The sequence below is a fragment of the Micromonospora ureilytica genome (assembly GCF_015751765.1).
Taxonomy (GTDB): domain Bacteria; phylum Actinomycetota; class Actinomycetes; order Mycobacteriales; family Micromonosporaceae; genus Micromonospora; species Micromonospora ureilytica.
Window position 1 is genome coordinate 6,183,439 of sequence record NZ_JADOTX010000001.1, and the last position, 19,472, is coordinate 6,202,910.

General features: G+C 69.9%; 20 protein-coding genes. 12 read left to right on the forward strand and 8 right to left on the reverse strand.

The genetic code is table 11. The features are described from left to right. Nucleotides 1-184: 184 nt before the first annotated feature. The 3 genes from IW248_RS28365 (at nt 185) to IW248_RS28375 (ending at nt 1,902) form a co-directional block, all read left to right on the forward strand. Nucleotides 185-532, forward strand: a complete 348-nt coding sequence (locus tag IW248_RS28365) for a hypothetical protein (protein ID WP_196929392.1) — start codon at nt 185-187, stop codon at nt 530-532. Nucleotides 533-641: 109 nt separating this feature from the next. Further along, nucleotides 642-998 (forward strand): hypothetical protein, encoded by a 357-nt coding sequence (locus IW248_RS28370; protein ID WP_196929393.1) that lies wholly within the window; start codon nt 642-644, stop codon nt 996-998. 337 nt (nt 999-1,335) lie between these two features. Further along, nucleotides 1,336-1,902, forward strand: a complete 567-nt coding sequence (locus tag IW248_RS28375; protein ID WP_196929394.1) for an NUDIX hydrolase — start codon at nt 1,336-1,338, stop codon at nt 1,900-1,902. On the opposite strand, the gene IW248_RS28380 is transcribed toward IW248_RS28375, so the two are convergent. Next, nucleotides 1,903-3,312 (reverse strand): helix-turn-helix domain-containing protein, encoded by a 1,410-nt coding sequence (locus IW248_RS28380; protein WP_196930399.1) that lies wholly within the window; start codon nt 3,310-3,312, stop codon nt 1,903-1,905. Between the two features lie 148 nt (nt 3,313-3,460). Here IW248_RS28380 and IW248_RS28385 point away from each other — a divergent pair, with 148 nt between their 5' ends. Next, nucleotides 3,461-3,796 carry a hypothetical protein gene (locus tag IW248_RS28385; protein WP_196929395.1) on the forward strand — a complete coding sequence of 112 codons (336 nt, stop codon included), beginning with the start codon at nt 3,461-3,463 and terminating at the stop codon, nt 3,794-3,796. A gap of 663 nt (nt 3,797-4,459) precedes the next feature. On the opposite strand, the gene IW248_RS28390 is transcribed toward IW248_RS28385, so the two are convergent. From IW248_RS28390 to IW248_RS28400, 3 genes are read right to left on the reverse strand one after another with little or no spacing between them, the layout of a single operon-like run. After that, the gene (locus IW248_RS28390; protein ID WP_196929396.1) at nt 4,460-4,954 is read right to left on the reverse strand and encodes a GNAT family N-acetyltransferase; all 495 of its coding nucleotides are present in this window, start codon (nt 4,952-4,954) and stop codon (nt 4,460-4,462) included. Between the two features lie 31 nt (nt 4,955-4,985). After that, entirely contained in the window at nt 4,986-5,612 is a 627-nt protein-coding gene (locus IW248_RS28395; protein WP_196929397.1) for a class I SAM-dependent methyltransferase, read from the reverse strand. Continuing rightward, nucleotides 5,609-6,208 carry a DinB family protein gene (locus IW248_RS28400; protein WP_196929398.1) on the reverse strand — a complete coding sequence of 200 codons (600 nt, stop codon included), beginning with the start codon at nt 6,206-6,208 and terminating at the stop codon, nt 5,609-5,611. Before IW248_RS28400 ends, IW248_RS28395 begins: the two co-directional genes overlap by 4 nt. Before the next feature lie 98 nt (nt 6,209-6,306). On the opposite strand from IW248_RS28400, the gene IW248_RS28405 reads away from it, so the two are divergent. After that, complete coding sequence (locus tag IW248_RS28405; RefSeq protein WP_196929399.1) at nt 6,307-6,804, forward strand: NUDIX hydrolase; 498 nt, start codon at nt 6,307-6,309, stop codon at nt 6,802-6,804. 190 nt (nt 6,805-6,994) lie between these two features. Here IW248_RS28405 and IW248_RS28410 read toward each other — a convergent pair whose 3' ends face one another. Continuing rightward, entirely contained in the window at nt 6,995-7,354 is a 360-nt protein-coding gene (locus tag IW248_RS28410; RefSeq protein ID WP_196929400.1) for a hypothetical protein, read from the reverse strand. Nucleotides 7,355-7,386: 32 nt separating this feature from the next. After that, nucleotides 7,387-7,608: a hypothetical protein gene (locus IW248_RS28415; protein WP_196929401.1), complete on the reverse strand. Its 222-nt coding sequence runs from the start codon at nt 7,606-7,608 to the stop codon at nt 7,387-7,389. A gap of 239 nt (nt 7,609-7,847) precedes the next feature. Between IW248_RS28415 and IW248_RS28420 the strand changes: the two genes are divergently transcribed. Both IW248_RS28420 and IW248_RS28425 read left to right on the forward strand, forming a co-directional pair. Continuing rightward, nucleotides 7,848-8,621, forward strand: a complete 774-nt coding sequence (locus IW248_RS28420; RefSeq protein WP_196929402.1) for a 2OG-Fe(II)-dependent halogenase WelO5 family protein — start codon at nt 7,848-7,850, stop codon at nt 8,619-8,621. Nucleotides 8,622-8,637: 16 nt separating this feature from the next. Continuing rightward, entirely contained in the window at nt 8,638-9,579 is a 942-nt protein-coding gene (locus IW248_RS28425; protein WP_196929403.1) for a threonine/serine dehydratase, read from the forward strand. A 4-nt stretch (nt 9,580-9,583) separates the two neighbouring features. Here the strand turns inward: IW248_RS28425 and IW248_RS33800 are convergent, their stop codons facing one another. Beyond that, nucleotides 9,584-11,734 carry a tetratricopeptide repeat protein gene (locus tag IW248_RS33800; protein WP_124822822.1) on the reverse strand — a complete coding sequence of 717 codons (2,151 nt, stop codon included), beginning with the start codon at nt 11,732-11,734 and terminating at the stop codon, nt 9,584-9,586. Nucleotides 11,735-12,014: 280 nt separating this feature from the next. On the opposite strand from IW248_RS33800, the gene IW248_RS28435 reads away from it, so the two are divergent. Beyond that, nucleotides 12,015-12,503 (forward strand): hypothetical protein, encoded by a 489-nt coding sequence (locus IW248_RS28435; RefSeq protein WP_196929404.1) that lies wholly within the window; start codon nt 12,015-12,017, stop codon nt 12,501-12,503. Nucleotides 12,504-12,562: 59 nt separating this feature from the next. On the opposite strand, the gene IW248_RS28440 is transcribed toward IW248_RS28435, so the two are convergent. Continuing rightward, complete coding sequence (locus tag IW248_RS28440; protein ID WP_372432741.1) at nt 12,563-14,983, reverse strand: M28 family peptidase; 2,421 nt, start codon at nt 14,981-14,983, stop codon at nt 12,563-12,565. Nucleotides 14,984-15,273: 290 nt separating this feature from the next. Between IW248_RS28440 and IW248_RS28445 the strand changes: the two genes are divergently transcribed. The 4 genes from IW248_RS28445 to IW248_RS28460 are packed head-to-tail and all read left to right on the forward strand — an operon-like array spanning nt 15,274 to nt 19,454. After that, nucleotides 15,274-16,473 carry a PP2C family protein-serine/threonine phosphatase gene (locus tag IW248_RS28445; RefSeq protein WP_196929405.1) on the forward strand — a complete coding sequence of 400 codons (1,200 nt, stop codon included), beginning with the start codon at nt 15,274-15,276 and terminating at the stop codon, nt 16,471-16,473. Next, nucleotides 16,470-18,203, forward strand: coding sequence for a sensor histidine kinase (locus IW248_RS28450; protein ID WP_196929406.1), 1,734 nt, complete (start codon nt 16,470-16,472; stop codon nt 18,201-18,203). The genes IW248_RS28445 and IW248_RS28450 overlap by 4 nt, the downstream gene beginning before the upstream one ends. Continuing rightward, nucleotides 18,200-18,652 carry a response regulator gene (locus tag IW248_RS28455; protein WP_196929407.1) on the forward strand — a complete coding sequence of 151 codons (453 nt, stop codon included), beginning with the start codon at nt 18,200-18,202 and terminating at the stop codon, nt 18,650-18,652. Before IW248_RS28450 ends, IW248_RS28455 begins: the two co-directional genes overlap by 4 nt. Beyond that, a complete protein-coding gene (locus IW248_RS28460) occupies nt 18,645-19,454 on the forward strand; it encodes an inositol monophosphatase family protein (RefSeq protein WP_196929408.1) in 810 nt (269 codons plus the stop codon). The genes IW248_RS28455 and IW248_RS28460 overlap by 8 nt, the downstream gene beginning before the upstream one ends. Nucleotides 19,455-19,472 lie beyond the last annotated feature (18 nt).

Here is a 19,472-nt window from a genome sequence, read left to right on the forward strand (position 1 = left end):
CTTCGGAGCCACCGTCGCCGCCTGATGCCTCGCTTACACGCCCGCTACACCTCATGCGTGACCGTTGTTGACCGGCCTTGCGGGCACGGTGGACAGCCGGGCGTCCGGATCGCAGTCCTCGCCGCCTCACGCCGGCCAGCATCGTTGATCTAGTCTCACCCGGCGGCGATATGGAGGGGCAACAATGGCTGACGACATCGAACCTGGCAAGCCTCGTCGGCGGGGGTTGGCATTGTGGGTCGCACTGTCTACGGTGGTGGTACTTGGGGCGGGCGCATTCTTCGGTGTTCGTCACATGTGCCAAAGTTTCGGTGCTTTCCGCGTCGGCACCTGCTTCCTGGTGGACGACGGCACGAGCATTTCCGAGGCTGGCGGCCTGCGCGAGGTGAGTGGTCGGGCGAAGGTGGTCGGCTGCGGAACCGCCCACGGGGCCGAAATAACCCGGACCGCCAGGCATCCGTCGGACTGTGGCGCCGAAGGTGCATGGTTGAAGAGCCGCGACCAAATTTTCTGCGTCACCTTGTCGGGATGACGCGTGTGAGGGCTGAATTCACATTGCGTCTCTGACCAGCCCCCTGGATGCCCAAGGTGGCGATCCGCCGACCACTGTCCGACGCCCGACGGGGACTACGCTGTCGCGAATGTCAGTCAGTCATCCCGTTTTCCTCGCCATCGTTGCTGGACTGCTCTTCGCCGGGGCGCTCGCGATACCTTCCGGCGTTCTCGCCATCCGCTTCCGGCTTGCGCGCGGTATCAAGGTCATCGGCACGATGCTCCTGCCGGTGCTGGGACTTGGCGCCGGGATCGGCCTGCTACGGCTGAACCCTGTTGAAGGCGAGTACAAGGTGGGGCTGTGGTTCCTCCTCCTGGGCATACTCGGACCTTTCGCCGCCGTCTATGACCTGCGTCGGGTGCTCACGCAGCGGCGGGAGGCTGAGCGCGACCCCGCACGTCAAGCGGACCTTGACGCACGTATGGACGCTGGCGGAACGCGCTGAGTGTCGGCTCTCGTGTCACGGGCCGCGCCCCCAACGGACACCACGGAGCGGCCCGGTGGCCCAACCTCGACCGGCACGGATCCGGCTCTCAGGGTCAAAGCCGGCCACCGACGCGCACCCCTCCCTCCCAGGCGAGCAGTTGATCTGACCCGGCGCGGCTCCGGAGCCGGCTCCCAGGCGATTGACAGCGGCGAGGTTCGAGGGAGCCGACCGCGCCTGCTGCACCGCTGACGCCCGATGTGTCATCGCGGTCTGGTGAGGTTCGGTGGCGGGTCGAGCCGAATCTCCGCGATGAGGCGCGGCAGTGCGTCCGCGTCGGCGGTCGGATACTGGGCTGGTGACGGAGGAGCAGGTTACGGAGCCGACGCAATGGACGATTCACGGTGAGCGCGTGGTGGACGGCAGCCGGCGAGCGCGGTTGAGCATCGCCGAGGTGGAACTGCCAGATGGGGTCCGCTTCGAGCAGTACGTGATCCGGGCGCCCCGGTCAGTCATGGTTGCGGTGCTTGACGAGCAGGAGCGCCTGCTGCTGATGCGGCGGCACCGGTTCGTGTTCGACCGGTGGGTGTGGGAGCTGCCTGGGGGTTACGTCGACGACGGTGAGCAGCCGGCGAGATGCGCGGTCCGGGAGGTTGAGGAGGAGACCGGATGGCGTCCGGGTGCGGTGGAACCGATGCTGTCGTTCCAGCCGTGGGTGGCGACCGCGGACGCGGAGAATCTGTTGTTCCTTGCGCGCGATGCGATACATATCGGTTCGCCGGTGGACGTCAACGAGGCCGAGCGAGTGGCCTGGATGCCGCTGGCGGAAGCGCGGGACCTCGTGTCCCGGGGTGAGATCGTGGGATCTGGCACGGTGATCGCGGTGTTGGAGCTGGTTGCGCGTAAAGCCCGGGGTGAGCTGTAGTCAGCGGCGTTGACCGAGGGCCACGTCGACGCGATTGATGAAGTGTCTGACGGCTGGCCGGCGGCGGTGCACTGTGAGGTCGGTTTGCAGGTCGCGTAGGTACCGGACGGCTCGGGCTGACCGCAGCTGAGAGGTCAACGTGAGCGCTTTGTCCCCGATGGCGCTGGCGCGATCGGGCTCGCCGCGTTTTGCGTGGATGGAGGCGAGGAGACTGAGGTTGAAGGCCTTCCCGCGTATGTAGCGTTCGTCCATCTGCAGTGAGCGGACGGTGAAGCGTTCGGCCTGCTGATGGTGGCCGAGGGCATGGAAGCAGTGGCCGAACTTGGCTGACAGGTATGCCTCGTCGAAGTAGCCAAGCCATTGCGGGTCACTGCTGCGGTCGGCCCGGTCGAGAGTCTGTTCTGCCTGGTGCAGTGCGGTGGTGCAGGCGCGTTCGTCGCGCGCGGCCGCGTGGGCGTGGGCTTCCATGACCAGCGCCTCGGCGGTCAGCACCGCGAGGCCGGCGCGTTGTGCCGTCTGTCGGGCGGCGCGGGCGAGATCGACGCCGGTGGCATTGTGACCGAGGTAGGTGGCTTGGTGGCTCATCGCGGCGAGGATTTCGGCGCCGAGCCCAGCATCGTCGGCAGTTCGGGCGAGGTCGAGGGCGTGGGTGAGGTAGCGCTGGGCGAGGCCGTGTTCGGCTGTGTCATAAGCCTGCCAGCCGGCGAGCTGGGTCAGTTCGGCGACGGCGGCGAGTAGCTTTCGGCCGGTCGCCGAATCGTAGCGGCCCTCGGTCAGCAGGGGCGTGACCTCGTGGTTGAGGTAGCGGGCCAGGGTTTCGCGCGAGTGGCCGCCTCCGTGCTGGTTGTCGAGTCGCCGGTAGGCGGAGGTCATCTCGCGGATGGTGTCGATGTCCGGCTGACCGACTGATCGGTGACCTTTCTGTGTGACGGGTTGTGTGGTGGGGGCGGTGAACCAGCGCAGCGCGGGCAGGGTGTAGCCAGCGGAGCTGAACACTGTCTGACGGAGCATGTCTCGGCGCTTCACGTCGCCTTCCCACAGCTGCGTGGCGGCGCGGACGTCCTCGCGCCAGGATCGGTCGTTTGGCACATCACCCCGAGGGCTGCCGGGGGTGAGGCGACGTGCTTGGTGGCGCGGTGCAAGGCCGAGCGACATCCGGGTCTCGTCGGGCATGCCGCAGCCGTCGGCGATCCGCTCCAGCACGTCGATGGAGGTCACCTTCCGGCCGGCGATCACGCGGCTGACGTAGCCCTGTTCCAGGCCGACCACTGCCCCGATGCGCGTCTGACTCGCCCCTGTGTGCCGGGCAAGCAGCCGGAAGAGAGTGCCGATGTCGCGGTCACGCACTGCGGTCCTGATGTCCTCCCGCGACCAGAAGCCGTCCGGAGTCCGAAGATGGTCGAGTAGCACAGCCGCCCCCACCGTCGTCGAGTGACTACGCATCGTGCTCAACCTGGAGCTTAGGTCTGGTGCTCGTGCAGGTCGAGCCCGCTCATGTCACCGTGACATGGCTAGCGAACATGGCCGCCGGACCGCAGCCGGCAGGACCGTCTTGGGCATGTTGTTCGATGTCGATAACCCACCGGTCGAGCCGCCTGGCGGCTGTCGCCACCGGCTGCTGTGGCGTCTGTGCCGAGCACTGTGGCAAGACCACCGCCCCGACTGTGCCGGCCACTACCTCACCGTCGACTGCGCGCAGAACGACCAACTCGTGTTGTGCCGCCTGGCACGCCTTGCCGTGGAAGGCCTGCGAACCGCTAACGGCGAGCAGGCCGTCGCGTCACCGCTGTGGCTCGGTGTTGCCCGGAGCCGCATCGCCACGGGCGACATCAACCTCGCCGCCGTCATCGCAGAGGCACGCTGGCACCGTCTTCGTGCAGGCCTGGCGGGGTGAGGATGGCTGCTATTTACGGCCTGGAGGCCCTGATCGACCACGCCCAGGCTCAAGTCGACGCTGCCGACGAACTCCTGAACCACCACGACGAGGTCGGACTCGACCTGTGCCGGTGCGGCCGGCCCCACCCTTGTCCAGAGCGACTGCGGTGGCTCCAGAGGCGAGCGCACTTCGTACACCTAATCGGTGGCCCGCAGTGACCACCCACGGCCCGGTGATGCCGATCTGGACCTGCGGAGGCTGCAATGCGCCTTGGCCCTGCCGGACCCGACAGCAAGAATTACGCGCTGAGTACGAGGGCGCATCCGTCTCCTTGGCGCTCTACATGGGCGCTCAACTGGTCTGCGCCTCGCGGGACCTGACTTGGGTGCCGGCAGGGGTCCTGCACCGTCGCTTCCTCGGTTGGACCCGATGAGCATCCTCCGGCGGGGGGACGAAAAGTTCCATTACAGCGATGGCTCCCACAAGTGGGTCCCCCCGGACCCGGACTACGACCAAGCGGTCTGGGACGAACAGGTCCGCCAGCACAAGCAAAAACACCTGAGGAACGAGCACCCGAAGGTACGCATCCAGCGTCTCGTCTGAGCCCAGTGAGTGTGCAACTCGTGCCAGCAGCCCTCGGGCGTTCCGGGATGGCTAGGGGTGACTGGGACACCCCACGCGTCAGGCCCCGATCTCAGCGACCATCGTGTCCGCGTCCTCGAACGACTCAACCGTGCGGAACCCTTCGGCGGCGTACAGCCTCGCAGCGAAGTTCGCCCGCTCCACGCTCAGCGACACAGTGCGGATGCCACGTTCTCGTGCGGCGTCCAGAACAGCGCGCAAAAGCGCCCGGCCCACACCCCGACCCCTCCAGGTTTCCACCACGCCGATAGTCAGCTCTGGCACGTCGTCACTCACGTACCCGTAGCCCGGATCAGCGGCGGTCAGGTATCGGAACCAGGCCGCGCCGACTGGCCGACCAGCCGGGTCCACCGCAACCAGGCCAAAGTCGTTTGGCTGCATCCACCCAGTGACATAGTGAGCCAGCGCGGGATTCGCCAGTATCTGCTCGCGAGACCAGTTGCGCTCAGGCAGCCAGTTCATGGCCTCCACGAGCATGTCAACCAGGAATTCGGAATCGGTCGAGGTGGCTGCGCGGATGCCGAGGTCGGTCACCGCCGAAGCCTCGCACACGGCTCCGACCAGGTCAGCCCTGTGGGCGCTGTGCCCAGAAGAGGGCATGCCCGCTGCTGCCTTCCGGGACGAAATCCTCGGCGGTGATCGTCAGCCCCGCTTGCCGCAGCCATGAGCGGTAACCAGCGGCGTCGGCGTGGCTCCACCACATGGTGGCGGGGCCATCGAGCCAGTTGTCCTCGGTGCCTGTCCAGGCGGTGCTGCCGACGGTGGTGAGTAGCCAGCCGCCGGGGCGTAACCAGGTGGCGATGCTCTTGATGAGCTGCGGCTGGTCGGCCAGGGGCATGTGGATGAAGGCGTACAGGCACACCACAGCGTCGAGCGAGGCCGGCGGCAGGTCGAGCCGGGTGGCGTCGGCGCGGAGAAAGGTGCCGTCGGGCACCAGGCGGCGCGCCCGCTCAATCTGCACGTCGCTGATGTCAACGCCTGTGACGCGGTGTCCAGCGTCGGTGAGGAAGCGGGCGACCGGCACCCCACAGCCGCATCCGAGGTCGAGGACTGCCGCTGAGGCAGGTAGGCGCTGGTGTAGGCCAGCGAGCCAGGGAGCGTACTGACCTTCGTCAGCGTCGTCCGATCGATAGTGGTAGGAGAGTGCGTCGTACCCGCGTCGGACCATGTCACGCTCGTCGTTCCTGCTCACTCCGGGAACGCTAGGCTCGGTGCCGCTTGCCGACTCATTGGTCGCGGTACGGCTTCGTCCTGCCAGCGGTAGAGGTCGCGCAGCAGGGAAATCTCGGCGCCGTGATGGATCAGTTCCCTGTTGATGTGCAGGACGATGCCTTCCATGGGAAACCGCTCGGGACCCACGGTGGGCGGGTTCTCCAGGTCGGCGTCCGAGAGTTCGCGGACTCCCGCGTTCCACCTCCCGTACATCTCATCGAGCTGTTTCAGCGCCTCGTCAGCGGTCCCCGCGTAGGCGAACGTCTCGGAGTCGATGTCCTGGCCGCCGAAGTGCCACCCGACCCGGTAGCCCAGGCAAGAGACGATGATGTGCGCCAGCCGCCAGGCAATCGTGGTCACCGGCGCCGGCACCGGGTCAGGGGACGCGAAGTCCATCGTCCATTCCCCCGAACCTGCCGACAACGGTGCGGCCGACGTGCCACGTGGCCGGATGCTCCAGCAGCCACGCACCGGCTCCCAGAAGTACTCCTCATCGGCAAGACCGTCCAGCCGCGGCCGCAGGTTCTTGTGCCAGTGCCGGTCCAGCTGGTCCGCGATCCGCTCGCTCCTTGTCATTTCCGCACGGTACCTACAGCGAACACCTGGCGGTGCCCCTCGTGGACGCCGATGCCAGCTGGGCGTCGATGGTGATCGTTGGCCCGTAGGGTGTCCTGATGTCGACGGTGAATCTGCGGCGATCGGCGCGTGGGGTCGTCGTCGATGAGGACGACCGCGTTCTGCTGCTCCGACTCGCCATTCCCGATCCGGCTGGCACGATCGCCGTTTGGATCACTCCCGGGGGTGGCGTCGAAGACGGTGAGACGCCACTGGCCGCCCTGCGGCGAGAGCTGCGCGAAGAGGTTGGCCTTGCTCTCGATGCCGACCCGCCGCAGGTCTGGCACCAGGAAATAGTCGCCTCCGGGTTCGCGCCCGGCCACGACGGCGTCGTGAACGACTACTTCCTCGTTCGGACCGCGTCGTTCACGCCGCGCGGTGCGATGAGCGATGAGGAACTCGCCGCCGAGCACGTCGTCGGCTGGCGTTGGTGGTCGCTGTCAGAGATCAGCGAACACCGCGGCCCGGAGTTGTTCTCGCCCCGCGATCTCTCCACACCGTTGGCCGCGTTGATCGCTGACGGAGTACCAACCCAGCCTGTCCCGCTTGGCCTCTAGGCAGAGCCGAGCGGCCCCAGCGACGACAGCCCCCGGAGCACGAGGGCGGGCTGTCCCTCCTCCGCGATCTTGCGTTTTCTGTGGGGACATAAGCTGGCACTCGGTGCAATTCGGCGACTGAAACTGCAAGATCGCCGCTGGCGGCGCGTTTGTGTAGTGACGAACCCGGGTGTCGGGAGGGTGAGCGCGATCAGAGGATCGTGACGAGGAGGCCGCACGCGACCAGGGGGAGCGCCGCGGCGAGGGTGCCCACCAGTGCCGACGAGCGGAGCCGAGTGCGGGAGATGAGGACCGCGAGCGTCGTCAGGCTGACCAGCAGCGCGAGGAACATCGCAGGTAGGGCCACGTAGAGCCCGAAGAGCAGCGCCCTCGATCGTTCGGAGTCGCACACCTCGCCGCAGTCCGCCGGAACCGACCCGGACAGCGTGCCGAGGAAGAGGCCGAATGCCACGACGACGGCCACGTACCAGCAGGCCAGCACCAGAAACGACGAGCGCGCGTCGGCCTTGTCGGCCTCGGTGACGTCGATGCGCGGCGGTGACAGTGTCATCGCCGGAGTATCCGCTGTTGCGCGCGGAAGCGTCAGCCCGCGAGGGCGTCGGCGCGGCCGGTCGGGCGGCGGGACCAGCACTGTGGGCGCTGCCGGACGGCGAGCTCCAGGGCCTGATGGTCGGACTCGATCATTTCCCGGGCTATTCGACGCGCCATTTCCAGGCGGTCGACGTGCATGTCAAGATCCGTCGGGCCGGCGCCTGCCATCTCGAACTCCTCGTCAGTGTTCGAACTAGTCGCATCATGCGTCATGCCGAGAATCGTCACCATTCCCCGATCGGTGGAAAGCTTCCGCCGTACGGCTCGGGGTCGCTTATCCCGGTTGCGCCGATGGTAGCGGTAGTCGCGCCACCTTGCCTGGAACTGCGGACACGCCGCCTTGCCTGCGGTTTGTACATTGCACGGTGCGCGGATCGGGGGGCGCGACAAGTCCGGTGAGGGATCTTCGTTACGGGAGGACCGCCGTGCAGAATTCGAGCAGAACCGACCCCTTGTTCGTTGCCGTCGAAGCAGAGTCGATCACTCGTGCGGATGTCGCGGGGCTCGTCGCGGGCCGGCTGGCCGCCGTCCGGGTGCCGGGGATGCTGTCCGCGGCCCGTTGTCAGGCGATCACCGCAGCCCTCGCCAACGCGCCGATGGACCGCTACGACGAGAGCCGGGTCTTTCCCGTGGTCGCCAAGTTCGGCCCGGCCATCAACGACCACCGGTCCGTCGGTGAACTCCGCGAGGACTACTGGGACGCGGCCCGCGCTGCCGAAAAGAGCTGGTCGACGCTGGGACTGTCGGATTCGCCCCGAGATCTTTGCCTGGCCGCGTTCCGAGACGCCTGGCCGGATGTCGCACCCGGGCGGCGGCAGCGTCGGGAGATGCACGTCGGCATCGTCCGCGAGATCAACGCGGGGCTCCAGGTGCACTACGACGACGCGGTCCGGGAGTACGCGGGCCGGCTGCTCGACGGCGAGGTGGTGGCACAGTTGGCGTTCAACATCTACGTCCGGGTGCCACCGGCCGGTGGTGAGACCGTGTTGTGGCGGCGGCGCTGGCAGCCGGACGACGAGTCTCGGCGGATTCCCGGCGGGTACGGCTTCCAGGAGGCGGTGGTGGCCGACACGCAGTCGTTGACGCTGCGCCCCATGCTCGGGGAGGGCTTTCTGTTTGATCCGCGGCACTATCACACGGTGCGTCCCGCGTCGGATGGCCGACGGATCTCCATAGGATGTTTCGTCGGGCTCACCGACGATGGTCGACTGGCCCTCTGGTCGTAGTGAAGGGCGTTTCCCCATGGTGGACAGAAGCGACGTCGAGGCGGCCGCGGCCCTTGTCGAGGGGCGGGTCCGGGAAACTCCGGTCATCGCTGTCGACGGTGCCGATCTGGGTGTGCCCGGGCAGCTCAGCCTCAAGTTGGAGCTGCACCAGCACACCGGCTCGTTCAAGCCGCGTGGTGCGTTCAACCGGATGCTCCAGGGGTCGTTGCCCTCGGCCGGAGTGATCGCCGCATCGGGTGGCAACCACGGCCTCGCCGTGGCGTACGCGGCCCGATCGCTTGGCGTGCCGGCGGAGGTCTTCGTGCCCGTTACCGCCTCACCGGTGAAGGTGCAGCGGTTGGCCGGGCTGGGCGCCCAGGTGCGTCAGGTGGGCCAGCACTACGCCGAGGCGTTGGCGGCGAGCACCCAGCGGGCCGGGGAGACCGGCGCGTTGGTCGTGCACGCGTACGACCAGCCGGAGGTGGTGGCCGGTCAGGGCACCGTCGGCCGGGAGTTGGAGCGGCAGGTGGACGGGATCGACACCGTGCTGGTGGCGGTCGGTGGTGGCGGGCTGGTGTCCGGCATCGCCAGTTGGTTCGGTGGGTCGGTGCGCGTCGTCGCGGTCGAGCCCGAGCAGATCCCCACCCTGCACTCGGCCCTGAAGGCGGGCCGGCCGGTCGACATCGAGGTGGGTGGCATCGCCACCGATTCGCTGGGTGCCCGGCGGATCGGCGAGATCGCCTTCGACACCGCCCGCCGGACCGAGGTGGTGTCCGTGCTGGTCCGCGACGAGGACCTGGTGCGGGCACGCCGGTTGCTCTGGTCGGAGTTGCGGGTCGCGGCCGAGTTGGGTGGCGCCGCCGCGCTGGCCGCGCTGGTCGGTGGCGCGTACGTGCCGCAGCCGGGGGAGCGGGTGGCAGTGATCATCTGTGGTGGCAACACCGACCCGAGTGATCTGGGCCCGGTCGCGCCGCACTGACCGTTCAGGCGCCGTCACGCAGCCGGCGCAGCGCGTGTTCCACCTGGAGGGTGTCCAGGTGGGTGTCTCCGAGGAGTCGCCGGCGGTCGGCCAGCAACTGTTCGTACACCTCGATCGCCGCGTCGACCTGCTCCTCCAGCAGCAGCACCAGGCCCAGGGTGGACCGGATGGCGAGCACCTCGCTGCGGTCGGCGTGCCGGGGTTCCACGGTGGCGAGGGTGGCCAGCAGTTCGGCTTCCGCCTCGGCGAGCCGGTCCTGTGCCTGCATGCAGCGGGCCAGCGTGTGCCGGGCCTGCCAGGTCTCCGGCTGGTTGAGCGGCCACAACCGGTAGCGGACCTCCAGGATGGCGTGCAGCATCTCCTCGGCCTCGGGCGCCCGTTGCTGGGCGAGCACCGCCAGCGCCAGGCTGTGCCGCACGATCATGGTGTCCCAGTGTTCCGGGCCGCGGACCTGGTCCTCGGCGGCGACGATCTGCCGCAGCTCCAACTCGGCCTCCGGCCACTGGCGCTGGGCCATGATCGCCTTGGTGAGCTTGTGCCGGCTGGCGAGGGTGTCGGCGTCGTCGCTGCCCAGCACCCTGGTCCGGTCCGCGATCACCTCGCGGAGCACCCGGTCGGCCATTTCCGGCTGGTTGCGCTCCAGCCAGGTGCGGCCCAACTCGTGACGCAGCGCCAGGATCTGCGGCCGGTCCAGGTCGTGGTCGTACGCGGCGCAACCGCGCACGATCGGCTCCAGGATGTCGAAGGCCGAGCCGGGTAGGCCGATCGCGATGAGGTAGCGGGCGGTGAGTCGGGTCAGCTCCAGTGCGCGGCGTACCGTCTCGGGGTCGTGCTTGTGTTTCTGCGGCACGAGGTATTCCCGCACTGCCTCGACCAGGTGCGGCACCAGCACGTCCCAGTTGGTCCAGGCCGCCGAGTCGTCCGGGTTCTGCCCCTCGGTGGCGGCGAGCAGCAGCTTCATGACCAGCCCGTGGTATTCGGCGATCTGCTCACGGACCTCGTCGCGGTCGCGGAACATGGCGTGCACCAGTGGGTGCAGCGACAGCACGTGCGCGAACGCCGGGTCGGTGACCTCCTCCTGGACGTCGAAGTCGACAAGGGCGAGGTTGCCGATGCCCTCCAGCACCTTCACCCGCTGCCGGCCGGTGAGCCCCTTGAAGAGTGGCGACTCGGCCAGGATGGCCGGCTTGAGGACCACCTCGTAGGGCACCGGGGAGATGCTCAGGCAGGCCAGCACGTTGAGCAGTGGCCGGCTCTGTTGGAGCTGGCGGCGGGCCAGCAGGTCCAGTGAGATGTCGTCGACCTCGCGGACGATCTCCAGGCCGAGGGACTCGTCGAGGTCGACGTCGGCGGAGTCGCGCGGCGAGCGGAACCGGCGCTGCACGGCCACCCGGTAGTCGGCGAAGGTGGTGATTGTGGATGAGCCGCGCCAGACCGGGCTGGCGTTGACCGACCGCAGGTAGTTGCCGGCCGCGCGTAGGGCGAGGGGCAACCCGCCCAGCTCCCGGGCGAGCTCTCGGGCGTCGGCCAGGCCGCCGGCCTGGGCGCCGGCCCGGTCGATCAGCACCTGCGCGCCGGCGTCGGCGTCGAGCGGGCGCACCTGGTGCAGCGTCGACCAGGTGCCCCAGGTGGCCCGGTTGCCATCCCGGCTGGTCACGATGACCGTGCCGTCGTCGGCCTCCGGGCTGCGCAGCCAGCCGGTGCCGTCGGCGAGCACCCCGTCGGTGGGGCCCAGGCCGGCGGGCTCGTCGGCGCTGTCGAAGATCAACAGCCAGGGCTGCGCGGCCTGGTTGAGGTAGCGCCACACCAGGTCGGTCGCGCTGATCATGCCGGCCCAGGCCTGGTCGACCTGGGTCTCCGACGCGCCGAGTTGGCTGACCACCTCACGCATTCCGGAGTTGAGCCGCCCGGCCTGCACCCACCAGACCGTCCGGCCGTCGGCCCGGGCGCGGCGGGCGATCTCCAGCGCGACGTGGCTCTTGCCGGAGCCACCCATGCCGCACAGGATGTGCACCGAGGACCGGGCCTCGGCGACGTCCCCCGGTCGCACGATCTCGTCGATCAGGTCGTCGCGCCCGTGCAGTGGGCTGTCCAGTCGTCCGAGTGGTGGATCGACGGAGACGCGACTCGGCCGGTCATACGCCGGCCGAGGCACGCCGGCATCCTCGGGTGGAACGTCCGCAGTCAATGCGGTCCCCCTTCGGTGGCGAATTCGAAATGGGCCGACGGCGAAAGATCCTGTCCATCTGGTGGACAGTCGGAGGGATTGCCACCCGCACCATGTCGACCGCAAGCGTATCCACCCCCGTACTGGGTTGCACACTCTCCGTTTAGGCCGCCCTGCCGACCGGAATCGGTGCCGGAATTCCCAATTCGCGGTCGATTCCGGCTGATCCGCCTGCGGGGCGCTCGACAGCTACATCCACGATGGACCCATGAACTGGTCGCCAATCCAGGACGTCGTCGACTGGGGTTCCGTACCGGATTGGTTCGGGGCGGTCGGCTCCATCGTCAGCGTGCTCTTCGTCTATGTCGGATTGCGACGGGAAATTCGCGCCCGCCGCAGCGACGATCTGCGGATCCGGGCCACCCAGGCCCGGTTGGTCTCGGCGGTGGCCGAGATTCGCGGCACCTCGGTGCTGCGGGTCGCCGTGGCCAACGAGAGCGACGCCCCGGTGCTGGACGTGGTGGTGCTGGCTCGGCTCGTCCCGCCCGACGACCCGGACGGTCCACCGATCGGGTTGGCCGCGGCGAAACAGGTCCGTCGGATACCGGGCCGCGACTCGCACGACCTCTTCGTCACCGTCGCGGCGGAGCACCGGCTACGCACGGTGGACACCGTTCTGGTGGACCTCACCTTCACCGATCACGACGGGAATCGCTGGCACCGGGTCGGTGCCGGCCAACCAGAGCCGGCGGGCTGACCGGAAGACGTGCAACGGTGGTCCGGCGGGGAGGACCCTCCGCCGGACCACCGTTTCGCTCAGATGGGATAGGTGCGGGCGACCGCCAGCATCTCCGAGCTGTGCGACCCGACGACGCCGACGGCCGGCGGTCGGGGGCGGAAGCCGGGCAGTGCGTCCAACCCGTCACTGGCGTCCATCGCCCGCAACGCCACCTGCCCGCCGATGGGCCGCACGACCAACACGACCTCGATGCCTTCCGTCGGCGGGGCGTGGAACACCAGCCCGAAACCCCACTTCCCGGCACGGGGCTCCACCGGCACCGACCGCCCGGCCACCTCGGCGCGCAGCACGGTGGCTGTCGACGTGTCGACGTGCAGGGTGGCGAGCCGGGCCGCTCGCTGCGGGGTGAGCCGCAGCCGCAGCGTCCGTTCACCGCCGGAGGTGGCGTCGGCCACCACCTCCAGCTTCGGCGCCGGCAGGTTCGCCGCCTGTGCCGGGCCGACTCGCAGCTCCCCGCCGCCGAGCCCGGGGAACTCGTCGCCGACGTCGGTCACCCCGTCCACGTAGCCGTCCGTCCACGGCTGCGGGTCGCTCTCGTGGCTGAGCCAACGGGCCTGGCCGGTGTCGGCGTCCATGGCGTACATCAGGTGGGTCGGGGCGGGGTGGGCGGCGTCGAACCTGTCGACGCCCAGCCCGACCCCGGCGAGCACCACCGCCGCCACGGCGGCGGCACCGGCCGGCAGCGCCGCGAGCCGGCGGGCCCGCAGCGCGAGCAGGCCGCGCTGGCCGCCGGCCTGCGGGTGCAGCAGATCCACCACCGGCAGGGCGGTCAGGCCGAGCAGCACCGCGACCAGCGCGGCCACCCCGCCCATGGCCATCCCCAGCGCGGGGAAGAGCAGCACCACTGTGGGCAGCAGGATGACCACACCCACTGCCGCGGCGGCCGTCACCGCCACCACCGGCCACGGTCCGTTCTGCCGGGTACGCAGCGCGACCAGCCCGCCGAGGGCGCCGGCCAGCGCCGGCACTGTGGTGAGGTACGCCCCGCCCGGCACCGCCACGGCGAGCAGCACCCCGAGCAGGGCCAGCCAGGCCAGCCCGCCGACGGCGAGCGCGGCCGGGCCGATCCGGCGGCGGGTCAGCGCGTACCAGGTGAACAGGATGGCGGTGGCGAGCGCCAGGACGGCCAGCCGGTACCAGATCGGTCGGTACGGGTCGAGCAGCTCCGCGTACCCCGGTCGGATCTTGGTGATCGCCAGCCACAGCAGTTGGGCGGCGACCGGCGCGACCACGATTGGCACCAGCCCCAGCGCGAAGCCGGCGGCCAGCCGGCCGGTGCTGGCCCGGCCGCTCCGGCGGGTCAGCCAGCCCAGGGCGGCAACCAGGGCCACCGCGAGCAGGGCCAGCGGCACTGTGAGCCAGCCCGGGTAGCGGACCAGCCCACCGGGGACGGGGAAGTAGGTGGCGTCGTGCCCGGAGCGCAGGTCGGTCAGGTCGGTGCCACCGAACGCCCGGGCCAGGCCCAACGCGTTGTCCCCGTGCTGCTGGAGGCTGCCCCGGTCCATGGCGGCCGGGGTGTCCAACGGCGTGTGGTAGATCGCGCCACCGTCGATGTACGCCGAGTTCAGCCCGACGAACTTCTGATCGAGGAAGGCGGTGAAGTCGGTGTCGTTGGGCAGCGCACGGTAGATCTCCACGGCGAACGAGGTGCCGACCGGGTGCGGGGCGGCCCGGCCGAAGATGTCCACCAGCTTCGCGTTGTTCCGAGACGTCTCGAACATGATCACCGGCCCGGTGGAGCCCCGCGCCTCGAGATTGAGCACCACACCGCCGTCGGCGGCCAGCGGGTGGCTGGCGGCGAACGCGGCCGCGCCGCAGAGGCACGCCTCCTCGGCGTCGGTCAGCACGAAGACGATGTCGTTGCGCGGCCGGGGGCCGGTGGTCAGCGCGCGGGCCACCTCCAGGATGGTCGACGTGCCGGCCGCGTCGTCGTTGCCGCCCGGCCCGGTCTGTACCGAGTCGTAGTGGGAGACCAGGAAGACCCGACCCGTCGAGTTGGTGCCGGGCAGCCGGGCCACCACGTTGCGGACCCGGGCCACTGTCGCCCCGCCCGCAGCCCCGCTGAGCTGACCGGCCTCCGGTGCCACGGTGTCCTGCACCTCGGTCTCCAGGCCCAGCCCCCGCAACTGCTGCTCCAGGTGCGCGCGGACCTGCTCGTTGGCCGGGCTGCCGGCGACGTGCGGCCGGGCGGCGATCACCTGGACGTCCTCGTACGCGCGGCCGGCGCTGAAGGCGCCAGCGGGCGCGTCGGCCGGCTTCGGGGCCGGGGTGCGCAGGTCGAGCAGACTGCCGGCACCGACCGCGGCCAGCGCGACCAGCGCCGCCGCGGCGGCCACGAGCCGCCGACGCGGTCGGGTCAGCGCGCGGTCGGCAGGGGGTACGCCCGGAATCGGACGGGGCGGTTTGCCCGTCGTGGCCGGGGTGGTGGGTGCGCCCACGGGAACTCCTCGGGGGGTGGTGGGGCCTGGGGTGGGATCATCCTGCCCGTCAGCGGCTACGGATGGGATGGCCGGTCCGTCAGGCGTGCACCAGCCGCCCGGTTTGTCCTCGGGCGGGCAGTGATGCGGCCCATCCCCGCCCGCGCCGCCGGCATCGTGTTGTGTGCGACCGTTGTCTAATACAGGATCAGCAGGGCACTCGAAAGGAGCCCGACATCACCAGCGAACTCCCGCGTCTCGCGGCGGTGACCCGGCCGCACCGGGGGGCCGGCTTGGCCGGTTCCCCAGTTGTGCCGTACCCGCACGGCGGCCTGGCGCGGCACGCCAACCTGCCGCCCGGTGAGCGGTTGCGGGTGCTGCTGGTGGAGGACGACGAGGGCGACGCCTTCCTGGTCGGTGAGCTGCTCGCCGAGACGAACTCGATGATCGACCTGCTGGTCGCCACCAGCCTGCGGGAGGCGCGGCAGCGGATCAGCGACGTCGACTGCGTCCTGCTCGACCTTGGCCTGCCCGACGCGCAGGGCCTGGACGGGCTGCGCCAGGTGCTGGAGATGTCCAGCGGCGCCGCGGTCTGCGTGCTGACCGGCCGCACGGACGAGCACCTGGGTGTCGTGGCGGTCGCCGAGGGTGCACAGGACTACCTGGTCAAGGGCCAGGTCGACGGGGTGCTGCTGACCCGGGCGCTGCGCTACGCCGTGGAGCGTAAGCGCGCCGACGAGAACGCCCGCCGGTTGCGCGAGGTCGAGCTGCGCCAGGCCGAGTCGGCCCGACTCGAACGCGGGCTGCTGCCCCAACCGCTGATGACGACCGACCAGGTGGCGGTGCACACCTTCTACCGGCCCGGCCGGCACGCCGCGTTGATCGGCGGGGACTTCTTCGACGTGGTGCAGACCCACCCGGACCGCCTCGACCTGATCGTCGGCGACGTCTGCGGGCACGGGGTGGACGAGGCCGCGCTCGGGGTCGAGCTGCGGGTGGCCTGGCGTGCCCTGGTGCTCGCCCGAGTGCCGGACGACGAGGTGCTGCCCGCCCTGGAGCAGGTGCTGATGAGTGAGCGCCGCCTCCAGGAGATCTTCGCGACGGTGGCCGCCGTCAGACTGGACCTGGCCGCCAACCGGGCGACCGTCCGACTGGCCGGGCACCCGCCACCGCTGCTGCTCTCCGGCGGCCGGGTCGTCCCGGTGCCCGCGCCCGGCGGCCTGCTGCTGGGCGTACGTCCTCGCCGGCCGATAGCCTACGACCTGGAGTTCGACACCGATGACTGGTCCCTGCTGATGTACACCGACGGCCTGATCGAGGGGCGGGTGGGTGCCGGCAACGAACGGCTCGACGTGCCGGGCCTCAGTGGGTTGCTGGACGAGCCGGCCAACCGTTCGGTGTCGCTGCCCGAACTGCCGGCCTGGCTGGTCGGCCGGGCCGAGCGGCTCAACGGTGGCGCGCTCGCCGACGACGTGGCCATGCTGCTGGTCAGCCGCGGTGGTGGCCGGTGAAGCCGGTTATCGGCGGCTGGAGTCTGCGCCGCCGGGTGATCACCCTGCTCACCGTCGTGGGCGTGTTGCTGATCGGCCTGGCCACCGCGGAGGCGGCGATGGCCGCCCGCAACCGCACCCAGATCGACGCCGTCCTGAACGAGACCGGCCCGTTGCGGGTGCAGTCGCAGGAGCTGCTCAACGCGCTGCTCGACCAGGAGACGGCGATCCGGGGGTACGCGGTCAGCGGCGACCCGGACGACCTGAACCCCTATCGGGAGGGGCTGGAGCAGGAGAAGAGCGTCGTCGCCTCGATGCGGACGCTGCTCGACGACTATCCACAGATCAGCCAGGAGCTGCGGACCGTCGAGGAGCATGTCACGCGGTGGCGGCAGTCGGTTGCGCAGCCGGTGATCATCACCACCGAGCAGAGCGGCACCAGCGCCGGCCAGGCGTTGGTCACCGAAGCGGCCCGGCAACAGTTCGACGAGGTGCGCTCGGCGGTGAACGACCTCCAGGAGGAGGTCCTGGCCGCCCGGGAGCAGACCGCCGACAACGTGCGTACCAGCAGCAACGTGCTGGTCGTCCTGCTGATCGTCGCCGCCCTGGTGGTGGTCGTGGCCGGTGCCGTGCTGCTGCTCTCGCTGGACCGGATGGTGGTCCGGCCACTGACCGGCCTGGCCACCCAGGTCCGTGAGGTCGCCGAGGGCGACTACCAGCACCGCATCGCCACCGTCGGCCCCCCGGAGTTCATCCGGCTCGGGGAGGACGTGGACGCGATGCGGCAGAAGATCGCCGCCGACCTGGCCGAGGTCCGGGCCGCCCGCGAGCGGATCGAGTGGGTCAACAGTCAGCTCCAGAAGCAGGCCGAGGAGTTGACCCGGTCCAACCGTGACCTGGAGCAGTTCGCGTACGTCGCCTCGCACGATCTGCAGGAGCCGCTGCGTAAGGTCGCCAGCTTCTGCCAGCTGCTCCAGCGCCGTTACGCCGGGCAGCTCGACGAGCGGGCCGACCAGTACATCGCCTTCGCGGTGGACGGCGCGCAACGGATGCAGCGGCTGATCAACGATCTGCTCGCGTTCTCCCGGATCGGGCGGCTCACCACCGGCTTCGTCGAGGTCGACCTCAACAAGGTGATGGGCGACGTGGCCGGCCAGACCGAGGCCGCCCGGCAGTACGCGGACGCCGAGCTGACCTGGACCGAGCTGCCGGTGATCTCGGGTGAGGAACCGCTGCTCACCAACCTGCTGGCCAACCTGGTCAGCAACTCGATCAAGTTCCGCCGTCCGGACGTACCGTCGAAGGTGCACGTCTCGGCCCGGTTGGTGGGCGCCGAGTGGGAGATCACCTGTCAGGACAACGGCATCGGGATCGAGCCGGAGTTCGCCGACAAGATCTTTGTGATCTTCCAACGGCTGCACTCGAAGGACGCGTACCCGGGCACCGGCATCGGGTTGGCGATCGTCAAGAAGATCGTCGAGTACCACGGCGGTCGCGTCTGGGTGGACACCGACGTGCCGGAGGGCACGGCGATCCGGTTCACCCTGCCGGCGCTCCCCGGGGACGTCGCGGCGGCTGCCGCTGCCGATTCCGCGCAGGAGGCGAACGCCGTGACCGTGGGCGATCCGACGCCCTCGACGGAGGCTCCGGCAGCGCCGACGGAGCAGGCCGACGGGTCGGACCAGCCGGACCGGGCCGACGAGCCGCCGGAAAGCGGTAGAACGGGTGACATGAGGGAGACGGTGGGATGACCGCGCCGGCGGATGGCAAGAGCCCGATCGAGGTCCTGCTCGTGGAGGACGACCCGGGTGACGTGCTGATGACCCAGGAAGCTTTCGAGGAACACAAGCTGCGTAACCGGCTGACCGTCGTCTCCGACGGGGCCGAGGCGCTGGCCTACCTGCGACAGGAGGGCCAGTACGCCGACGCGGTGGCGCCCGACCTGATCCTGCTCGATCTCAACCTCCCCCGGCGCGACGGCCGGGAGGTGCTGGAAGAGATCAAGAAGGACGAGAACCTGCGCCGGATCCCGGTGGTGGTGCTCACCACCTCACAGGCCGACGAGGACATCCTGCGCAGCTACCAGCTGCACGCCAACGCCTACGTGACGAAGCCGGTGGACTTCGAACGCTTCATCTCGGTGGTCCGTCAGATCGACGAGTTCTTCGTCAGCGTGGTCAAGCTGCCGCCGCGTGGCTGACACCCTGCTGGACGACGTTGGCGACCTCCTGTGGGAGGCCGCCGACCAGGTCGTGCTGCCACTGTTCCGCAAGCTCGACGACGACGACGTGTCGGAGAAGGCGCCCGGTGAGGTGGTCACCGTCGCCGACCGCCGGGCCGAGGAGCTGCTCGCGGCGGGGCTGCGGCGACTGCGGCCGGGCTCGATGGTGGTCGGGGAGGAGGGTGTCGCCGACGATCCGGGGTTGCTGCGGCACCTGCGCGACGGCGGGGACGTCTGGCTTGTCGACCCGGTCGACGGCACCGCCAACTTCGCCGCCGGTCGCCGGCCGTTCGCCCTGATGGTGTCGCTGCTGAGCGACGGACGGCCGACCGCCGGCTGGATCCTCGACCCGCTCGCCGGCACCCTCGCCGTCGGCTCGGCGGACGAGGGCACCCTGCTCAACGGCCGGCCGGTGGACAGCGCCGGCTCGGTGCCGCCGCTCGGCGAGCTGCGCGGCGCGGCGATGACCCGGTTCCTGCCGCCGGAGACCCGCGACCGGGTCCGCGCCGGCGGTCAGCGGCTCGGTGAGCTGCTGCCCGGCCAGCACTGCGCCGGCAGGGAGTACCTGGACATCCTCACCGGCGAGCAGCAGTTCGTCCTCTTCTGGCGCACCCTGCCGTGGGACCACGCCCCGGGCAGCCTGCTGGTCCGTGCCGCCGGGGGTGTCGCCCGCCGGTTCGACGGCGTCGACTACCACCCCGCCGACGACGGCCACGGTCTGCTCGTCGCGGCCAACGAGAGGGTCTGGGGCGAGGTACACGAGGCTCTCCTCAGCACCTGATCCGCGCGCTGCGCGACC

What these genes read in the sequence shown, in the direction of transcription:
- IW248_RS28400 (WP_196929398.1), bottom strand. Translation starts at nt 6,208, where the DNA reads ATGACAAGGAGCGAGCGGATCGCGGACCAGCTGGACCGGCACTGGCAC.
- IW248_RS28455 (WP_196929407.1), top strand. Translation starts at nt 18,200, where the DNA reads ATGACCGCGCCGGCGGATGGCAAGAGCCCGATCGAGGTCCTGCTCGTG.
- IW248_RS28405 (WP_196929399.1), top strand. Translation starts at nt 6,307, where the DNA reads ATGTCGACGGTGAATCTGCGGCGATCGGCGCGTGGGGTCGTCGTCGAT.
- IW248_RS28385 (WP_196929395.1), top strand. Translation starts at nt 3,461, where the DNA reads ATGTTGTTCGATGTCGATAACCCACCGGTCGAGCCGCCTGGCGGCTGT.
- IW248_RS28410 (WP_196929400.1), bottom strand. Translation starts at nt 7,354, where the DNA reads ATGACACTGTCACCGCCGCGCATCGACGTCACCGAGGCCGACAAGGCC.
- IW248_RS28435 (WP_196929404.1), top strand. Translation starts at nt 12,015, where the DNA reads ATGAACTGGTCGCCAATCCAGGACGTCGTCGACTGGGGTTCCGTACCG.
- IW248_RS28425 (WP_196929403.1), top strand. Translation starts at nt 8,638, where the DNA reads ATGGTGGACAGAAGCGACGTCGAGGCGGCCGCGGCCCTTGTCGAGGGG.
- IW248_RS28365 (WP_196929392.1), top strand. Translation starts at nt 185, where the DNA reads ATGGCTGACGACATCGAACCTGGCAAGCCTCGTCGGCGGGGGTTGGCA.
- IW248_RS28370 (WP_196929393.1), top strand. Translation starts at nt 642, where the DNA reads ATGTCAGTCAGTCATCCCGTTTTCCTCGCCATCGTTGCTGGACTGCTC.
- IW248_RS28415 (WP_196929401.1), bottom strand. Translation starts at nt 7,608, where the DNA reads ATGACGCATGATGCGACTAGTTCGAACACTGACGAGGAGTTCGAGATG.